At 60.9% G+C, this 14,529-nt stretch carries 15 protein-coding genes; 12 read left to right on the top strand and 3 right to left on the bottom strand.

From position 1 onward, the window contains the following. Window positions 1-12: 12 nt before the first annotated feature. Window positions 13-669 carry a hypothetical protein gene (locus tag CAURI_RS03045; protein WP_010189340.1) on the bottom strand — a complete coding sequence of 219 codons (657 nt, stop codon included), beginning with the start codon at window positions 667-669 and terminating at the stop codon, window positions 13-15. Between the two features lie 48 nt (window positions 670-717). Here CAURI_RS03045 and CAURI_RS03040 point away from each other — a divergent pair, with 48 nt between their 5' ends. From CAURI_RS03040 to CAURI_RS02985, 12 genes are all read left to right on the top strand, one after another. Continuing rightward, complete coding sequence (locus tag CAURI_RS03040) at window positions 718-1,707, top strand: ABC transporter ATP-binding protein (RefSeq protein WP_010189341.1); 990 nt, start codon at window positions 718-720, stop codon at window positions 1,705-1,707. 125 nt (window positions 1,708-1,832) lie between these two features. After that, on the top strand, window positions 1,833-3,122 hold the full coding sequence (locus CAURI_RS03035) for an ABC transporter substrate-binding protein (protein WP_010189342.1): 1,290 nt from the start codon (window positions 1,833-1,835) through the stop codon (window positions 3,120-3,122). A 163-nt stretch (window positions 3,123-3,285) separates the two neighbouring features. After that, window positions 3,286-4,263: a carbohydrate ABC transporter permease gene (locus CAURI_RS03030; protein ID WP_010189343.1), complete on the top strand. Its 978-nt coding sequence runs from the start codon at window positions 3,286-3,288 to the stop codon at window positions 4,261-4,263. Continuing rightward, entirely contained in the window at window positions 4,260-5,081 is an 822-nt protein-coding gene (locus CAURI_RS03025; protein WP_010189344.1) for a carbohydrate ABC transporter permease, read from the top strand. The genes CAURI_RS03030 and CAURI_RS03025 overlap by 4 nt, the downstream gene beginning before the upstream one ends. Next, window positions 5,081-5,266: a hypothetical protein gene (locus CAURI_RS03020; RefSeq protein WP_010189345.1), complete on the top strand. Its 186-nt coding sequence runs from the start codon at window positions 5,081-5,083 to the stop codon at window positions 5,264-5,266. Before CAURI_RS03025 ends, CAURI_RS03020 begins: the two co-directional genes overlap by 1 nt. Then, window positions 5,263-6,765, top strand: a complete 1,503-nt coding sequence (treS, locus tag CAURI_RS03015; RefSeq protein ID WP_010189346.1) for a maltose alpha-D-glucosyltransferase — start codon at window positions 5,263-5,265, stop codon at window positions 6,763-6,765. Before CAURI_RS03020 ends, treS begins: the two co-directional genes overlap by 4 nt. Window positions 6,766-6,926: 161 nt before the next feature. After that, complete coding sequence (locus CAURI_RS03010; RefSeq protein ID WP_010189347.1) at window positions 6,927-7,190, top strand: hypothetical protein; 264 nt, start codon at window positions 6,927-6,929, stop codon at window positions 7,188-7,190. A 237-nt stretch (window positions 7,191-7,427) separates the two neighbouring features. Next, the gene (locus CAURI_RS03005) at window positions 7,428-9,041 is read left to right on the top strand and encodes an acyl-CoA carboxylase subunit beta (RefSeq protein WP_010189349.1); all 1,614 of its coding nucleotides are present in this window, start codon (window positions 7,428-7,430) and stop codon (window positions 9,039-9,041) included. Between the two features lie 59 nt (window positions 9,042-9,100). Next, window positions 9,101-10,432: a carboxyl transferase domain-containing protein gene (locus CAURI_RS03000; protein WP_010189351.1), complete on the top strand. Its 1,332-nt coding sequence runs from the start codon at window positions 9,101-9,103 to the stop codon at window positions 10,430-10,432. A gap of 9 nt (window positions 10,433-10,441) precedes the next feature. Then, window positions 10,442-10,636 carry an acyl-CoA carboxylase subunit epsilon gene (locus CAURI_RS02995; protein WP_010189353.1) on the top strand — a complete coding sequence of 65 codons (195 nt, stop codon included), beginning with the start codon at window positions 10,442-10,444 and terminating at the stop codon, window positions 10,634-10,636. Between the two features lie 4 nt (window positions 10,637-10,640). Next, window positions 10,641-11,237: a Maf family protein gene (locus CAURI_RS02990; RefSeq protein WP_010189354.1), complete on the top strand. Its 597-nt coding sequence runs from the start codon at window positions 10,641-10,643 to the stop codon at window positions 11,235-11,237. Between the two features lie 69 nt (window positions 11,238-11,306). Next, complete coding sequence (locus CAURI_RS02985; RefSeq protein ID WP_012714873.1) at window positions 11,307-11,723, top strand: DUF3151 domain-containing protein; 417 nt, start codon at window positions 11,307-11,309, stop codon at window positions 11,721-11,723. Between the two features lie 302 nt (window positions 11,724-12,025). On the opposite strand, the gene CAURI_RS02980 is transcribed toward CAURI_RS02985, so the two are convergent. Together CAURI_RS02980 and CAURI_RS02975 are read right to left on the bottom strand one after the other, a co-directional pair. Further along, window positions 12,026-13,177 (bottom strand): DUF4282 domain-containing protein, encoded by a 1,152-nt coding sequence (locus CAURI_RS02980; RefSeq protein WP_010189356.1) that lies wholly within the window; start codon window positions 13,175-13,177, stop codon window positions 12,026-12,028. 196 nt (window positions 13,178-13,373) lie between these two features. Further along, window positions 13,374-14,432, bottom strand: a complete 1,059-nt coding sequence (locus CAURI_RS02975) for a Cj0069 family protein (RefSeq protein WP_010189357.1) — start codon at window positions 14,430-14,432, stop codon at window positions 13,374-13,376. Between the last annotated feature and the right edge of the window lie 97 nt (window positions 14,433-14,529).

Below are 14,529 nucleotides of genomic sequence, written 5' to 3'. Positions count from 1 at the left end.
TTCTAGAAGTAACTAAAAGTAATCCGGGTTGGCCAGAATTGTGCGGGCAGTAGCATCGTCAAGACAGGTAGTCAGCACCGCCTGCGGCAACGCATGGGTGACCTGCTCAGGCGTGACGGTGATCTGCCGCGTATCCGCCAGGAAAGACACAGTATCCCCAATCAACTTGTCGTAATCAGCGCGGTCTTGCGCCCCGAGGTTATCCGGCTTTCCTTCAGTCACCAGCACGTAACGAGTTGCTGGGGTGACCCATTCACAAACCCACTCGCCGTACTCTTGCAATTCCGAATCCGAGACATCCAGGCCCATCCCCTTCATGCTGGCGCGCATGGTGGAGCGATCTACACGGCCATTGTCCACCAACTGTGAACGGACTTCAGATGCGTCGACAGTATCGGCGAAAATAGCGCGGAACACGGTATCGCGCTGAGCCTCTGCAGCCGAAGTGGTCGGCGACGCCACGGATTCCTTCGAGGACATCGTCGGGGAAGGCCCTTCCGAAGAAGACTTGGTAGCGGAGGTCGATGACTCCGTAGTGGTCTCTGAAGATGCCGAAGACGCATCAACGGTCCCAGTAGAAACGGTTGTCAGTGGTGCAAAGGACTCAGTGGATTCCGTGCTGGAGCAACCGACCAAGAGCAGCGCGAGGAGAGGGGCGAACTTCTTCATAGCGAATTCCAGCCTAATGCACGCACCGCCAGGTGCTAGTGTGAATCCATGGCAAAGGTCACTTTTGAGAACGTCGGCATCACCTATCCCCGTGCCGAGAAACCCACGGTCAAAGACCTCAACCTCGAGATTGCGGATGGCGAGTTTCTGGTCCTCGTCGGCCCGTCCGGCTGCGGTAAGTCCACCACCTTGCGCGCCCTCGCGGGGCTGGAGCCGGTCTCCAGCGGCCGCATCCTCATTGACGGTAAGGATGTCACCGGACTTGAGCCTGGTGATCGCGATATCGCCATGGTCTTCCAGAACTACGCGCTCTACCCGCACCTCACTGTGGCCCAGAACATGGGTTTTGCCCTCAAGCTGGCCAAGATGCCCAAGGCTGAAATCAAAGCCAAAGTAGAAGAAGCCGCCAAGACCCTTGGGCTCACGGAGTACCTGCAGCGCAAGCCCAAAGACCTCTCCGGCGGTCAGCGTCAGCGCGTGGCCATGGGCCGCGCCATCGTGCGCGAGCCGAAGGCCTTCCTCATGGATGAGCCCCTGTCTAACCTCGACGCTAAGCTGCGCGTGCAAACCCGCGCGGAGCTGGCCAGCCTCCAACAGCGCCTCGGCACCACCACTGTCTACGTCACTCACGACCAGGTGGAGGCCATGACCATGGGCGATCGCGTGGCCGTGCTCAAGGACGGTGTTCTGCAGCAGGTTGCGCCACCACGCGAGCTGTACGACGCCCCCGCTAACGAATTCGTCGCCGGTTTCATCGGCTCCCCCGCGATGAACATCTTCGACTACAACGGCGGGCGCGTCGGCGTTCGCCCGGAAAAGATGTTCATCAATAAGGGGCCGATTGGCTTCCAAGGCACGGTGGAGTTCGTGGAAGAGCTAGGCTCCGAGTCCTTCGTCTACGTCATGGTGGGCGAGCAGCGCTTCGTGGCCCGCGCGAGCGACGACGTTCCGCAGCGCGGTGAGAACGTCGTGCTGACCTTTAACCCCCGCGAGGCTCACCGCTTCGATCCGGAGACCGGTCAGCGCGTCGAGGCTTAAGAAACACCACGGACAGGGGTGATTTCACCCCCGCTTGGAGTGAATTAAAAGCCAAAACCACGTGCGATGTGGGGATGATCCCCTATTTTGTAGTCATCAGAAGTTTTCCGAAAGGTGAATATTCAATGAAGAAGCCCTTCCTCCCCAGCTCGCTGCGTTCTGTCCGCCGCGGCGTTGTCGTCACCACCGCTGCACTCGCACTGACCTTGGCGGGTTGCTCCTCGAGCGACGAGGGATCGTCGTCAAGCACTGGCTCCGATGCCTCCACGACTGATGGTGACGGCCGCGGCCCCATCACCTTTGCCATGGGCAAGAACGATACCGACAAGATCACCCCCATCATCGAGGCATGGAACGCCGAGCACCCGGATGAGAAGGTCGAGCTCAAGGAGCTCGCCGGCGAGGCCGACGCTCAGCGCGAGACCCTCGTGCAGTCCCTGCAGGCGGGCAACTCCGACTATGACGTCATGGCGCTGGACGTGGTCTGGACCGCGGACTTCGCCGCTAACCAGTGGCTGGCACCGCTGACCGGTGACCTCGAGGTCGATACCTCCGGACTGCTGGAGCCCACCGTGGAGTCCGCCACCTACAACGACACCCTCTACGCGCTGCCGCAGAACACCAACGGCCAGCTGCTCTTCCGCAACACTGAGTTGGCGGACAAGGCTCCGGAGAAGTTCGAGGACGTCGCTTCTGCCTGCGAGGCCATCAAGGATGATGCTTCCTGCTTGACTACTCAGCTCAAGCAGTACGAGGGCCTCACCGTCAACACCGCCGGCTTCATCGAGGGCTGGGGCGGCTCCATCTTGGATGACGAGGGCAACGTCGCCGTTGACTCGGACGAGGCCAAGGAAGGCCTGCAGGCGCTTGTCGACGCCTACGAAGACGGCACCATCTCCAAGGACTCCACCGCCACCACTGAGGAGGAGACCAACCTCGCTTTCACCGAGGGCAAGACCGCTTTTGCCATCAACTGGCCGTACATGTACACCAATGCTGAAGAGGCTGGCGTCAAGTTCGAGGTGCAGCCGCTGGTGGGCAAGGACGGCGTCGGTGTCTCCACCCTCGGTGGCTACAACAACGGCATCAACATCAACTCCGAGCACAAGGCTACGGCCCTGGACTTCATGAAGTTCATCATCAACGAGGAGAACCAGAAGTCCTTCGCTGAGGCTTCCTTCCCGCCGGTACTGGCCTCCATCTACGACGATGAGTCCCTCGTCGAGGAATTCCCGTACCTTCCGGCTCTCAAGGAATCCCTGGAGAACGCCGCTCCGCGTCCGGTCTCCCCGTTCTACACCGCCATCTCCAAGGCCGTGCAGGATAACGCCTACGCGGCTCTGACCGCTGACAAGTCCGTCGATGACGCAACGAAGGACATGAAGGCAGCCATCGAGGCAGCCTCCCAGGGTTAATCCTCCCAGCGTGAAATGGGGGCGCGAGTAAGTCCACGCGACTTGCCCGCGCCTCCTTCTTTGATCTGGCTTCGTTCTAATGAATGTCTCAGCCACCCGCTATGATTTTCCCCAACCCCCGATAAACCCCTCCCCCCCTATTAATTAGAAAGGCAGGCACCGCATGGCTGGAGCACCGGCTACCGCGCAGCCCCGCAGACAGTATCTGCGCGTCGCTGCGCTCATCGCACCGGCGCTGATAGCGCTGGCCGTGGTCATCGGCTATCCCATCGTGCGCGCTGTGATGTTGTCCTTCCAGGGCAACAAGCGGCTTAACCCGACTACGGGTGTATTCGAGGAAGGCGCATTCGCAGGCCTCGAGAACTACCTGTACTGGATCACCAATCGCTGTATGTCTGCCACCGGCCAGGCCACCGCGTGCCCGGACGGCATCATTGCCACTGATTTCTGGCCCGCGCTCAAGATCACGCTCTTCTTCACCGTGGTCACGGTGACCCTGGAAACGATTTTGGGCATGTTCATGGCGCTGGTGATGAACGGTGAGTACCGCGGACGCGGTCTCGTGCGCGCGGCGGTGTTGGTCCCCTGGGCCATTCCCACCGCAGTCACTGCGAAGCTGTGGCAGTTCATGTTCGCGCCGGACGGCATCATCAACGCGCTCATCGGCTCACGCATTGCGTGGACCACGGACCCGTTTTATGCCCGCCTGGCGGTCATCATCGCCGACGTGTGGAAGACAGCCCCGTTCATGGCGCTGCTCATCCTGGCGGGCCTGCAGATGATTCCGCGCGATGTCTATGACGCGGCCCGCGTGGACGGCGCCTCGCGCATCCAAACCTTCTTCACTATTACCCTGCCGCTGGTGCGGCCAGCGCTCATGGTAGCCATCCTCTTCCGCACGCTGGACGCGCTGCGCATGTACGACCTGCCGGTCATCATGATCTCGGCCTCCTCCAACTCGCCGACAGCCACCATCTCCCAGCTCGTCGTGGAAGATATGCGTCAGGGCCACTTCAACTCGGCCTCCGCGCTGTCCACACTCATCTTCCTGCTTATCTTCACCGTCGCGTTCATCTTGGTGCGCTTCCTCGGCGCTGATGTCTCCGGTACTGCTCGCCAGAAGAAGGAGAAGAAGTCATGAAAAAGCTTGGCCACTACCTCGGCATCCTCTTCATCATGTTCTGGGGGCTCGCGCCCTTCTACTGGATGGTTGTCACCGCCTTGCGGCACAAGTCCCATACCTTCGACACCACCCCGTGGCCCACACACGTGACCTTGGATAACTTCCGGGACGCGCTGGCAACGGACAAGGGCAATGACTTCCTCAACGCGCTGGGGAACTCTTTGATCATCTCTCTGGTCACGACCGCAGTGGCGGTCCTCATCGGTGTTTTTACCGCCTATGCACTGGCGCGCTATGACTTCCCGGGCAAAGGTATTGTCACCGGCATCATCCTGGCCGCCTCGATGTTCCCGGCCATCGCGCTGGTGACCCCGCTTTTCCAGCTCTTTGGCAACCTCGAGTGGATTGGCACCTACCGCGCGATGATCATTCCGAATATCTCCTTCGCGCTGCCCCTGACTGTCTACACGCTGCTGAGCTTCTTCCGTCAGCTGCCCTGGGAGCTGGAGGAGGCTGCCCGCGTGGACGGCGCTTCCCGCGGTCAAGCTTTCCGCCTCGTACTCCTGCCCTTGGCCGCGCCCGCGCTGTTTACCACCGCCATCATCGCTTTCATCACAACGTGGAACGAGTTCATGCTGGCCAAGCAGCTATCCACCACTGCTACTGAGCCGGTGACCGTGGCTATCGCGCGCTTCTCGGGCCCCTCGGCCTTCGAGTACCCCTACGCCGCCACCATGGCCGCAGGCGCGCTGGTGACGGTTCCGCTCATCATCATGGTGCTCATCTTCCAGCACCGCATCGTCGCCGGCCTCACCGCCGGAGGTGTCAAGGCCTAATGCGCCGTGAACTGCTGTGGGACACCGCGCTGGGATTCGTTGGCTTCTTTGCCTTCCTGGCGCTGGCGCAAGCAGTCCTCAATCTTTTTCACCCCTCCCCCGCCATCTGGCCGGGGCTCCTCGCGGGCGCGCTGTGCCTGGCGGAGTATCTGCTGTGGCGGGCCAAACGGAAGGATCTCCGATGACCTGGCACGATAACGCCATCTTCTACCAGGCCCTCGTGGGCTCGTACAAGGACGCCCACGGCGAAGGCGTTGGCACGCTGCGCGGAGTTATTGAGAAGCTTGATTACCTCAAGTGGCTCGGCGTGGATTGCCTGTGGCTCTCCCCTTTCTACGCCTCCCCGCTGCGCGATGACGGCTATGACATCGCCGACTACTACGCCATCCACCCTGATTACGGCACGATGGAGGACTTTGACGAGCTCGTTGCCGAGCTCCATACTCGCGGCATGCGCCTCATGACGGATTTGGCTTTCAACCACACCTCCACCGATCACCCGTGGTTCCAGGCCTCACGCACCGATCCGGAAGGCCCTTATGGCGACTACTACGTGTGGGGCGATGATCCGTTGCGTTACCCGGAGATCCGCATCATCTTCACCGATACGGAGACCTCGAATTGGGCGTGGGACCCGGAGCGCAAGCAGTACTACTTCCACCGCTTCTACTCGCACCAACCGGACCTGAACTACGACAACCCGAAGGTCCACGAAGAAGTATTCAAGATTCTTTCCTTCTGGCTGGATAAGGGCGTAGACGGCTTCCGCCTCGATGCCATCGCCTACCTGTACGAGCGTGATGGGGTGGGCGGCGAGTCTCTGCCGGAGACCGTCGACTTTGTGGAGAAGGTCCGCGCCTTCATCGACGAGAATTACCCCGAGGCCATCATGATCGCGGAGGCTAACCAGCCGCCCGAAGAAACCATGGAGTTTTATGGCACGGGCAATCGCTTCCACATGGTGTTCAACTTCCCTGTGATGCCGCGGCTCTACCAAGCCCTCGCACTGGGGGACGCCACACCGGTCTACGACATCATGGCGGAACTTCCAGAGCTTCCCCAGGGCTGCCAGTGGGGCACCTTCCTGCGCAACCACGACGAGCTGACCCTCGAGATGGTCGACGAGGACCAGCGCGCGATCATGTATCAGCACTACCTGCCGGATGAGCAGATGCGTGCCCACGTGGGCATCGCGCGGCGCCTTGCCCCGCTGTTGGGGAATGATTACCGCAAGATTGAGCTTTTTTATTCACTACTCATGACTCTGCCGGGCGCACCTTTCTTGTATTACGGCGATGAGATTGGCATGAACGATGCCCCTGAATTGCCCGACCGCGATGCCGTGCGCACACCCATGCAGTGGGAGCCTGGCGAGGGTGCAGGGTTCAGCACCTCCGCCCAGACGCGCCGGCCCATCGTCGGTGGCGTTGGAGTTTCGGTGGAAGAGCAGCTTGCCGACGACTCCTCGCTCCTCCACCGCCTCCGCGGCCTAATCCAGCAGCGTAAGGCGCATCCGAAACTCGGCACCGCACCTTTCGAAGCCGTGGAAACCGGTCAGACGGGCGTGCTGGGATTCCAGCGCGGTGAGTTGTTGTGCCTGCACAACTTCACGGATCAGACCGTCGACCTGGGCCCAGTGGAGCTCGGGCCATATGGCTACGCCTGGCTGCCAGTTGAGGTCTAGAAGGCGCCGTGTTCCTCACCTCACATTTCGCGCTAGGTTAACTAAAAGTTAACTCGCCGTGAACGAAAGCTAGCTTTTGGAGGATTTTACCTATATAGTTGGTTCAACCCCATGATGTGGACGGCCGCATCATTACGACAAGAAATAGAGAGGTGAGCCAAATGAATACCCTGACCGGATTCCTTTCCGCCATCACTAACGAATTCAAGAGCGCCACCGGAATCAACCTTGACACGGTGCACTCGGCGCCGCTGGTGTCGCACATCGCCGAAGACCTGCTCAAGCACGGTCTCATCCCAGCCACCCACAAGGACATCGAAGAGTCCTACGCCACGCTCACGGGCACCTTCCCCAAGGAAGAGGATCTCGTAGACGCCGAACTCTTCCTCTACAGCCTGGGCTGGCTAGCCCCAACCTCCGAATAAAACCGCATAATCCAAGCCTCGCCCCAACACCCTAGGGGCGAGGCTTTTTATTGACCCCTACCGCCCAAACACTCGAAAACCGCGGTCACTACACTGACAGCCATGCATCCAACACGCCGTTTGCGAGGAAACCCTCACCTTTCCCACCCCGCCTACCTGCACAAACGCAGGCTGTGAGGGAAATCACCCGCATGCCGCTATACATTCCTATACAAAACTTCTCTACACTGTCGAAACATGACTATTTCCTCACATTTGTCGGAGCTTGACTCCCTGAGCGCCGACACCACCGCAGGCAAGATCGCTGAACTGAAGAGGCGTCGCGAAGCAGCGGCGCAGCCCATGGGCGAAAAAGCCCACGAAAAGGTCCACGCCCAGGGCCGCCTCACGGCTCGGGAACGCTTGGACTATCTCCTCGATGAAGGTTCCTTCGTAGAAACCGACATGCTCGCCGTGCACCGCACCACGGACTTCGGGATGGGCAAGAAGCGCCCGCTGACCGATGGCATCGTCACCGGCTGGGGCACCATCAACGGCCGCGAGGTCTGCATCTTCTCCCAAGACGGAACCGTCTTCGGCGGTGCGCTCGGCGAGGTCTACGGCGAGAAGATGATCAAGATCATGGAACTGTCCATCACCACTGGCCGCCCGCTTATCGGCCTCTACGAAGGCGCCGGCGCCCGCATTCAGGATGGTGCCGTGTCCCTGGACTGGATTGCCAAGACCTTCTACCAGAACGTCAAGGCCTCCGGCGTCGTCCCGCAAATCTCCGTCATCATGGGCGCTTGCGCCGGTGGCAACGCCTACTCCCCCGCACTGACCGACTTCGTGGTGATGGTGGATGAGAAGTCCAAGATGTTCGTGACCGGACCAGATGTCATCAAGACCGTCACCGGCGAAGAAGTCAGCCAGGAAGAACTCGGCGGCGCTGGCGTCCACATGCACAAGTCCGGCACCTCGCACTACACCGCTTCTAGCGACGAGGAAGCGCTCGATTGGGTCCACGACCTACTGACCTACCTGCCCTCCAATAACCGGCAGCTGACCCCGGTTGAGCCCTACGAAGATCTCGGCGAAGAAACCGTCGATGACCTCGTGCTGGATAGCATCATCCCGGATTCCCCGAACCAGCCCTATGACGTCAAGGAGATCATCGAGGCTCTCACCGATGACGGAGATTACCTGGAGATCCAAGCCGACCGCGCCGATAACGTAGTCACCGCCTTCGGCCGCATCGAAGGGCGCACCGTAGGGTTTGTGGCCAACCAGCCCCAGGTCTTCGCCGGCTGCCTCGATATCAATTCTTCCGAGAAGGCCGCGCGCTTCGTGCGCACCTGCGATGCCTTTAACATCCCGATCATCATGCTGGTCGACGTCCCTGGCTTCCTCCCCGGCGCCGACCAAGAACATGACGGCATCCTGCGCCGCGGCGCCAAGCTGCTCTACGCCTACGCCGAAGCCACCGTTCCGAAGATCACCGTCACCCTGCGCAAGGCCTACGGAGGCGCTTACTGCGTGATGGGCTCCAAGGGACTGGGAGCGGACGTCAACCTGGCCTGGCCCACCGCCCAGATCGCGGTCATGGGTGCTGCCGGCGCCGTCGGTTTTATCTACCGCAAAGAGATCAAGGCAGCCCACGAAAAGGGCCTCGACGTAGCTGAGCTGACCAAGTCCTTCGAGCGCGAGTATGAAGACCACATGCTGAATCCCTATAAGGCAGCGGAGCGCGGGCTTATCGACGCCGTCATTCTCCCCTCCGAAACCCGCAGTGCAATCGCCAAAAATCTGCGCTTCTTCACGGACAAGAACGTGGCTCGCCCGGCGCGTAAGCACGGCAACATCCCGCTCTAGGCCGCGCTCGGTTCGGCACAGATTAGTACAGAAGACGCACTGTATTACACTAGTGTCCCATGACTGACTTGAAGACGACCGCTGGCAAGATCGAGGACCTGAGCGCCAAGCTCACCGAGTCCCGGGCGCCGCAGGGAGAGGTTCCTGCGGCCCGCAGCGCCATCGAGGCGCTCTTTGACGCCGGATCCTTCGTGGAGACCGACGCGCTCGCTCGCCACCGCTCCACCGAGTTCGGCCGCGAGCACATCCGCCCTTACACCGATGGTGTCGTCACCGGCTTCGGAACCGTCGATGGCCGCAAGGTCTGCGCCTATGCGCAGGACGCCTCGCTGTTCGACGGCACCATGGGCGAGGTCTATGGCGAAAAGGTCACCAAGCTCTACGACCTGGCTATTAAGACCGGCGTGCCCATCGTCGCACTGGTGGCTGGCGATAAGCCCCGCGCCCAGGAGGGCATCGTCTCCTCCGCCATGCAGGCTCGCATCCTTGCCCGCGCCACCACCGCTTCCGGCCTCATCCCGCAGATCACGGCGGTCTACGCGGACTCCAAGGAGGCCTCGCTGGTGGCCGCGCTGTCCGATGTCGTCATCGCTCCGGACGGTGACCTGCAGGCGGACGGGGAGCATGAGGTGAACGTCGCCAAGCGCGTGCTCTCCTACCTGCCCTCCAATAACCGTGCCGCAGCTCCCCGCACCGAGGCCACCATCGTTGCGGGTTCCGTGGAGGAGAACATCACCGACGCCGACCACACCCTCGATACCCTCGTGGACGATGATGGCGCCGTCAATCTCGCCGACGTGGTCACCGCCACCTGCGAGGATGTTTTCGAGCTCGGCGCCCAGGTGCGCGGTGTCTTCACCGGCTTCGGCCGCGTGGAGGGACGCACGGTGGGCATCATCGCCAACCGCGACTCCTTCGATGCGGAAGCTGCCGCTAAGGCCGCGCGTTTCATCCGCCTCTGCGATGCCTTCAACACCCCTATCATCGAGTTCGTCGACACTCCGGCGCTGGACGTGGAGAAGGCAGCGCTGGCCAAGCTCGTGCACGCCTACTCCGCGGCGAGCGTGGGAAAAATCAGCGTCATCGTCCGCCGCGCGCACGGCACCGGATACATCGCCTTCGGTTCCAAGGAGCTCGGCGCGGACCTGTCCTATGCGTGGCCGACCGCCGAGATCGCCGTGGCTGATGCCCCCGCACTGGCCACCGAGCTGGAGCTGAGCGAAGAGGAGGCCGCCGCCTACCTCACCCCGTACCAGGCCGCTGAGCGTGGTCTCGTCGATTCTGTCATTACCCCGGCAGCCACCCGCGGTTCCCTCATTGAGGGCCTGCGCCTGCTGGATCGCAAGATTATTCCGACCCTGCCGAAGAAACACGGCAATATCGTTTTGTAGAGGTTTCCTATGACCGCTTCCCTGTTTACCGTTCTCAAGGGCAACCCCACCGATGCTGAAGTGGCGGCCCTGACCACGGTGCTCAGCCAGCTTGACTCCGAGGCGCGCGCCAAGGCCGCCGATACCCGCTCTGAGCGCGACCTGTGGGGCCAGCCGGGCGACGTGTTCAACCCGTCCGCCTTCCGCAACGTCCGCTACTACTAAGCACATGCGCCTAGTTCTGGCTTCTCAGTCCCCCTCCCGCCTATCCATCTTGCGGGGCGCGGGCGTGGAACCCGTCATTGCGCCGGCCCACGTGGATGAGCGGGCCATCGAGGAGCGCCTGGCCGGTGCTGAGCCCGCCGAGATCGTCTGCGCCTTGGCTGCCGCGAAGGCGGAGGCCATTGCTCCCGACTATCCCGAGGACGTCGTGGTGGGTGGGGATTCCATGCTGCTTCTCGACGGCTCCCTCCAAGGCAAACCCCACACCCCCGAGGCCACCGTGGAACGCTGGCACGCGCAGGCCGGCCGTGCCGCGGAGCTCATCACCGGACATTGCGTGCTCTACGGCGAGGAGCGCTTCGTTGAAGCCTCACGCACCACGGTGCACTTTGCCCAGGCCTCGGACGCCGATATCGAGGCCTACGCCCGCACCGGCGAGCCGCTCGAATGCGCCGGCGCCTTTACGTTGGAGGCCCTCGGCGGCTGGTTCATCGACCGCATTGAGGGTGATCCTTCCTCCGTCATCGGCCTTTCGCTACCGGTGCTGCGCCGCGCGCTGTATTCCTTTGGGCTCAACGTTTCCGAATTCTGGGCCCAGCACTAATTCTGAGCGAGCCCTTCTAGGTTCGCCCGCTCTGGTGGCCGTTGCGCCACATGGCTAGAGTGGGGCGGCATGGAAATGAAAGATATGCTCGCTCCCCCGCCCATCAAGCTGCCGGCCGATCCGGGTGCTGACAGCACTTCCGATCTCACCGCAGGAATTGTCGCCCACCCGGATTCCCCGCTGCTGTGGGCACTGCTAGCGGAGCAGGAACTAGACAAGCACAAGGGCGCTGAGCCCACCGCTTTCATCACCGCCTACGCCTATGCGCGTACCGGCTACCACCGCAGCCTCGACCGCCTACGCGGCAATGGGTGGAAGGGCTGGGGCCCAGTCCCCTTCTCCCACGAGCCCAACCAGGGCGTGCTGCGCGCGATTGCCGCACTGGGCCATGCTGCGAAGGCCATCGGTGAGGACGCGGAATATGACCGCATCCGCCAGATGCTTTCCGACGCCGACCCCGAATCCGTCGCCACCCTGCTGGACTAAACAGCCAGTAGCGCCGTTGCGTGCTTTCCCGCCTCCCCCAGTCCGCTACATGGTTCTGGTCACCTGGTTCTACTCAAAAGGTTTAGCTGGGGGCAGGTGAACCATCTAGGTGCCCAAAGATGGTTTGTTTGGGGGCACATGAACCTTCTGATCCGAACCATATGACTGGAACCACCCATGGCGGCTAGCGGACCTCCCCGACGGGCACGGCGCTTTAAATACAAAAATCCCGCGGACCTCGAATATTGAGGCCCGCGGGATTAGTCTGACTAACTTAAAGCAGCGCAGGGATTGGTATGCGATTAAGCCTTGTCGCCGTCTGCCTTGGCAACAAGGTCACCGGTGTTCTGCGCGGTACGGATGTTCGCCACGAAGAACTCCAGGATCAAGCGGAACTGGATGACATAGAAAAGGAACGCGATTCCACCGCCGATCACGGCACCGAGGAACGCCAGGATTCCGACAACAAAGCTGTCAGCGAAAAACGCGAAGGAGAAGAGAATCGTTCCTACCCAGAAGACTGCTGACAAAATGACGAGCAGCATGTAGATGAAGGAGGAGAACTTCAGGGTGACAAAGCTGCTGAAGGAGAAATCAAACAGCGCCTTGAAGAAGCCCGTGCTCTTAGAAGAACCACCGTTCTGTGCGGCCTGCTGCGGGTACTGATTGTTCTGCGGAGAGGCAGCAAAGGGCGAGTTCTGCTGGCCGAATCCCTGCTGCTCCTGTGCGCCGAAGCTCTGCTGTCCCTGGGAGCCGAAACCTTGCTGTTCCTGAGCGCCGAAGCCCTGATTCTGCTGGGAGTAGCTGTCAAAACCGGACGTGGAGTTGGAGTGAGAAGCCTGGGAGCCGAAGCCATCGCTAGACTGCTGCCCAAAGCCATGGCCCTGGTTGGATTCCGTCTGCGCACCGCCGCCAAAGCCGTCATTACCATAGCCGTTGCTGCTGTAGCTCTGGTTCGAGTTCGTCGACTCAGCGGAGTGCTCGGCACCAGCACTGCTATCGGTGTTGTAGGAAGCGTAGGAGGCGCCAAAAGAATCATGGTTAGCGCGGGTCTCATGGTTTTCAGACTTGTGGTCTGCTGACTCCGTGTTGGCAGAACCAGAGGCAGACTCGGACGCGGCAAAGCCGGAGCCAAAAGTGCTGTCCTTAGCTTCGCGGTCAGTGTCCGGCTGCGAATCCTGGGAAGAGGCGCTACCGAAGGAAGAAGTCTCAGCAGAGCTCTCAGAGTAATCGCCGTAGCCTGCTTGGCCGCCCCAGCCAAAACCGGAGTTTGAATCCTGAGCATTCCAGCCAGACGCCGAGCTATCATTGTTGGACTGGGGGCTGCCGTAGCTGCCAAAGCTACCGAAGTTATCGTTCCCAGCGTTCGCACCGTTGGAACCATTAAAGCTGTTATCGCCCACGTTGCTATCGCTGTTGTCGGCGTTCTCACCAAACTGGTTGGGGTTCGTCATTATTCCTTAGACCTTTCGGAGAATCATCGAATTTCGCAGCACGCTACAGCACTACACTGGCGCAATTTTTTACCCCTTCGAAGGTACCTGAGATCTCGCTCACTGGCAGCCCGGCTTGGGAATAAGCCCCAAGAAAATGAAAATTTCCCCTGCCACGGCAGGGGAAACTTGACAAGGCTAGCGCGAAAATAAACGCTTACGCGTGCTTGGCCTCCACGCGCTTGATGGCCTCAGCCGCGACCTTTTCCTGGATGCCCATGTCCAGCTCAGAGGTGAAGCCCACGCAGGAGCAGTTGATCTCACCAAGGACATAGGTGTCCTCACCGTTTTCACCGTCCGCCAGCATGAAGTCTGCGGTCCAGATCAGCGGGATGTTGTCGCCACCGAGCTTCTCAGCAATGACCGGGCGGACCTCAGCGAACATGTCGACGAGCTCCTGCCACTCCTCCGGCTTCTGGTAGGTGTACTTGGCGCCAGAGAACAGGGTGGCGGAGAAGGCGTCGCCGCCCTCAGCCGGCTTCTTGTGCACAACGAAGACTGGGTCTGGGCCCACGAGGAGAATACGAATCTCACCTTCGACGATGCGCGGCATGAAGCGCATGTCCACGAGCATGCCGTTGTCACCCACGATGTACTGGTCACAGAAGTCCATGAACTCGCCGAGCTCGCGCTCCTCGGTGTGATTGTCTACAGCCTCGGTGCACTTGATCTTGGTGTCGAGCGGCAGTGCGGTGCCCGGCTCCACGGACTCCGCCAGCTTCTCGTCGGCAAGGCGCACGCGCCAGATGCCGGAGCCGGTGGAGCCGCGGTTCTGCTTGAGCACGCGCTCGCCGTAGGACAGGGAGGCCGGGAAGGTCTTGTGGAAGGACTCGACGTCGTAATAGGCGGCGGTGTCAGCCGGAACCAAGTCCGTGTCATTGAGCTTAACCAAGGCATCCTTGGCGCCGTAGGCCATCATCTCGTACGGAGTGGACATGCCGACTAGGCCGGCGTCGGAAAGCTTGGTGAGCAAGTCGAAGTAGCCCTTCTCACCGCCCGGGATGTTGCCCGGGTTCACGCGGGAAATGTACGCATCGAAGTTTTCAGATACGTACTCGAAGAGCTTCTCGGACCACTCAGGGCGGTAGAACACAACCTCTGCGTGCCAACCTGCATCCTTGATGCAGTCGACGATCGGCATGGTGTCCTTACGGTGTCCATTGATCTGCTTGTCGGATCCGCCCTCAACCTCGAAGACGACGATTGCCTTGTGCACAGTGCTTCCCTTTCACTAGGGGTTAATGAGTGTCTCTTCTTAAAATAACGCAGGTTGGGCCCGTTCGCTCACCTGAAGAAGCGACGCCACAACGCGA

Source organism: Corynebacterium aurimucosum ATCC 700975 (genome assembly GCF_000022905.1).
Classification (GTDB): Bacteria; Actinomycetota; Actinomycetes; order Mycobacteriales; family Mycobacteriaceae; genus Corynebacterium; species Corynebacterium aurimucosum_F.
Note: the sequence above shows the minus strand (reverse complement) of the source record. Positions and strands in the feature narration are given on the sequence as shown.

Excerpts from the sequence above, each read along its gene's own strand:
- CAURI_RS03045 (WP_010189340.1), bottom strand. The coding sequence starts at position 669 with ATGAAGAAGTTCGCCCCTCTCCTCGCGCTGCTCTTGGTCGGTTGCTCC.
- CAURI_RS03040 (WP_010189341.1), top strand. The coding sequence starts at position 718 with ATGGCAAAGGTCACTTTTGAGAACGTCGGCATCACCTATCCCCGTGCC.
- CAURI_RS03035 (WP_010189342.1), top strand. The coding sequence starts at position 1,833 with ATGAAGAAGCCCTTCCTCCCCAGCTCGCTGCGTTCTGTCCGCCGCGGC.
- CAURI_RS03030 (WP_010189343.1), top strand. The coding sequence starts at position 3,286 with ATGGCTGGAGCACCGGCTACCGCGCAGCCCCGCAGACAGTATCTGCGC.
- CAURI_RS03025 (WP_010189344.1), top strand. The coding sequence starts at position 4,260 with ATGAAAAAGCTTGGCCACTACCTCGGCATCCTCTTCATCATGTTCTGG.
- CAURI_RS03020 (WP_010189345.1), top strand. The coding sequence starts at position 5,081 with ATGCGCCGTGAACTGCTGTGGGACACCGCGCTGGGATTCGTTGGCTTC.
- treS (WP_010189346.1), top strand. The coding sequence starts at position 5,263 with ATGACCTGGCACGATAACGCCATCTTCTACCAGGCCCTCGTGGGCTCG.
- CAURI_RS03010 (WP_010189347.1), top strand. The coding sequence starts at position 6,927 with ATGAATACCCTGACCGGATTCCTTTCCGCCATCACTAACGAATTCAAG.
- CAURI_RS03005 (WP_010189349.1), top strand. The coding sequence starts at position 7,428 with ATGACTATTTCCTCACATTTGTCGGAGCTTGACTCCCTGAGCGCCGAC.
- CAURI_RS03000 (WP_010189351.1), top strand. The coding sequence starts at position 9,101 with ATGACTGACTTGAAGACGACCGCTGGCAAGATCGAGGACCTGAGCGCC.
- CAURI_RS02995 (WP_010189353.1), top strand. The coding sequence starts at position 10,442 with ATGACCGCTTCCCTGTTTACCGTTCTCAAGGGCAACCCCACCGATGCT.
- CAURI_RS02990 (WP_010189354.1), top strand. The coding sequence starts at position 10,641 with ATGCGCCTAGTTCTGGCTTCTCAGTCCCCCTCCCGCCTATCCATCTTG.
- CAURI_RS02985 (WP_012714873.1), top strand. The coding sequence starts at position 11,307 with ATGGAAATGAAAGATATGCTCGCTCCCCCGCCCATCAAGCTGCCGGCC.
- CAURI_RS02980 (WP_010189356.1), bottom strand. The coding sequence starts at position 13,177 with ATGACGAACCCCAACCAGTTTGGTGAGAACGCCGACAACAGCGATAGC.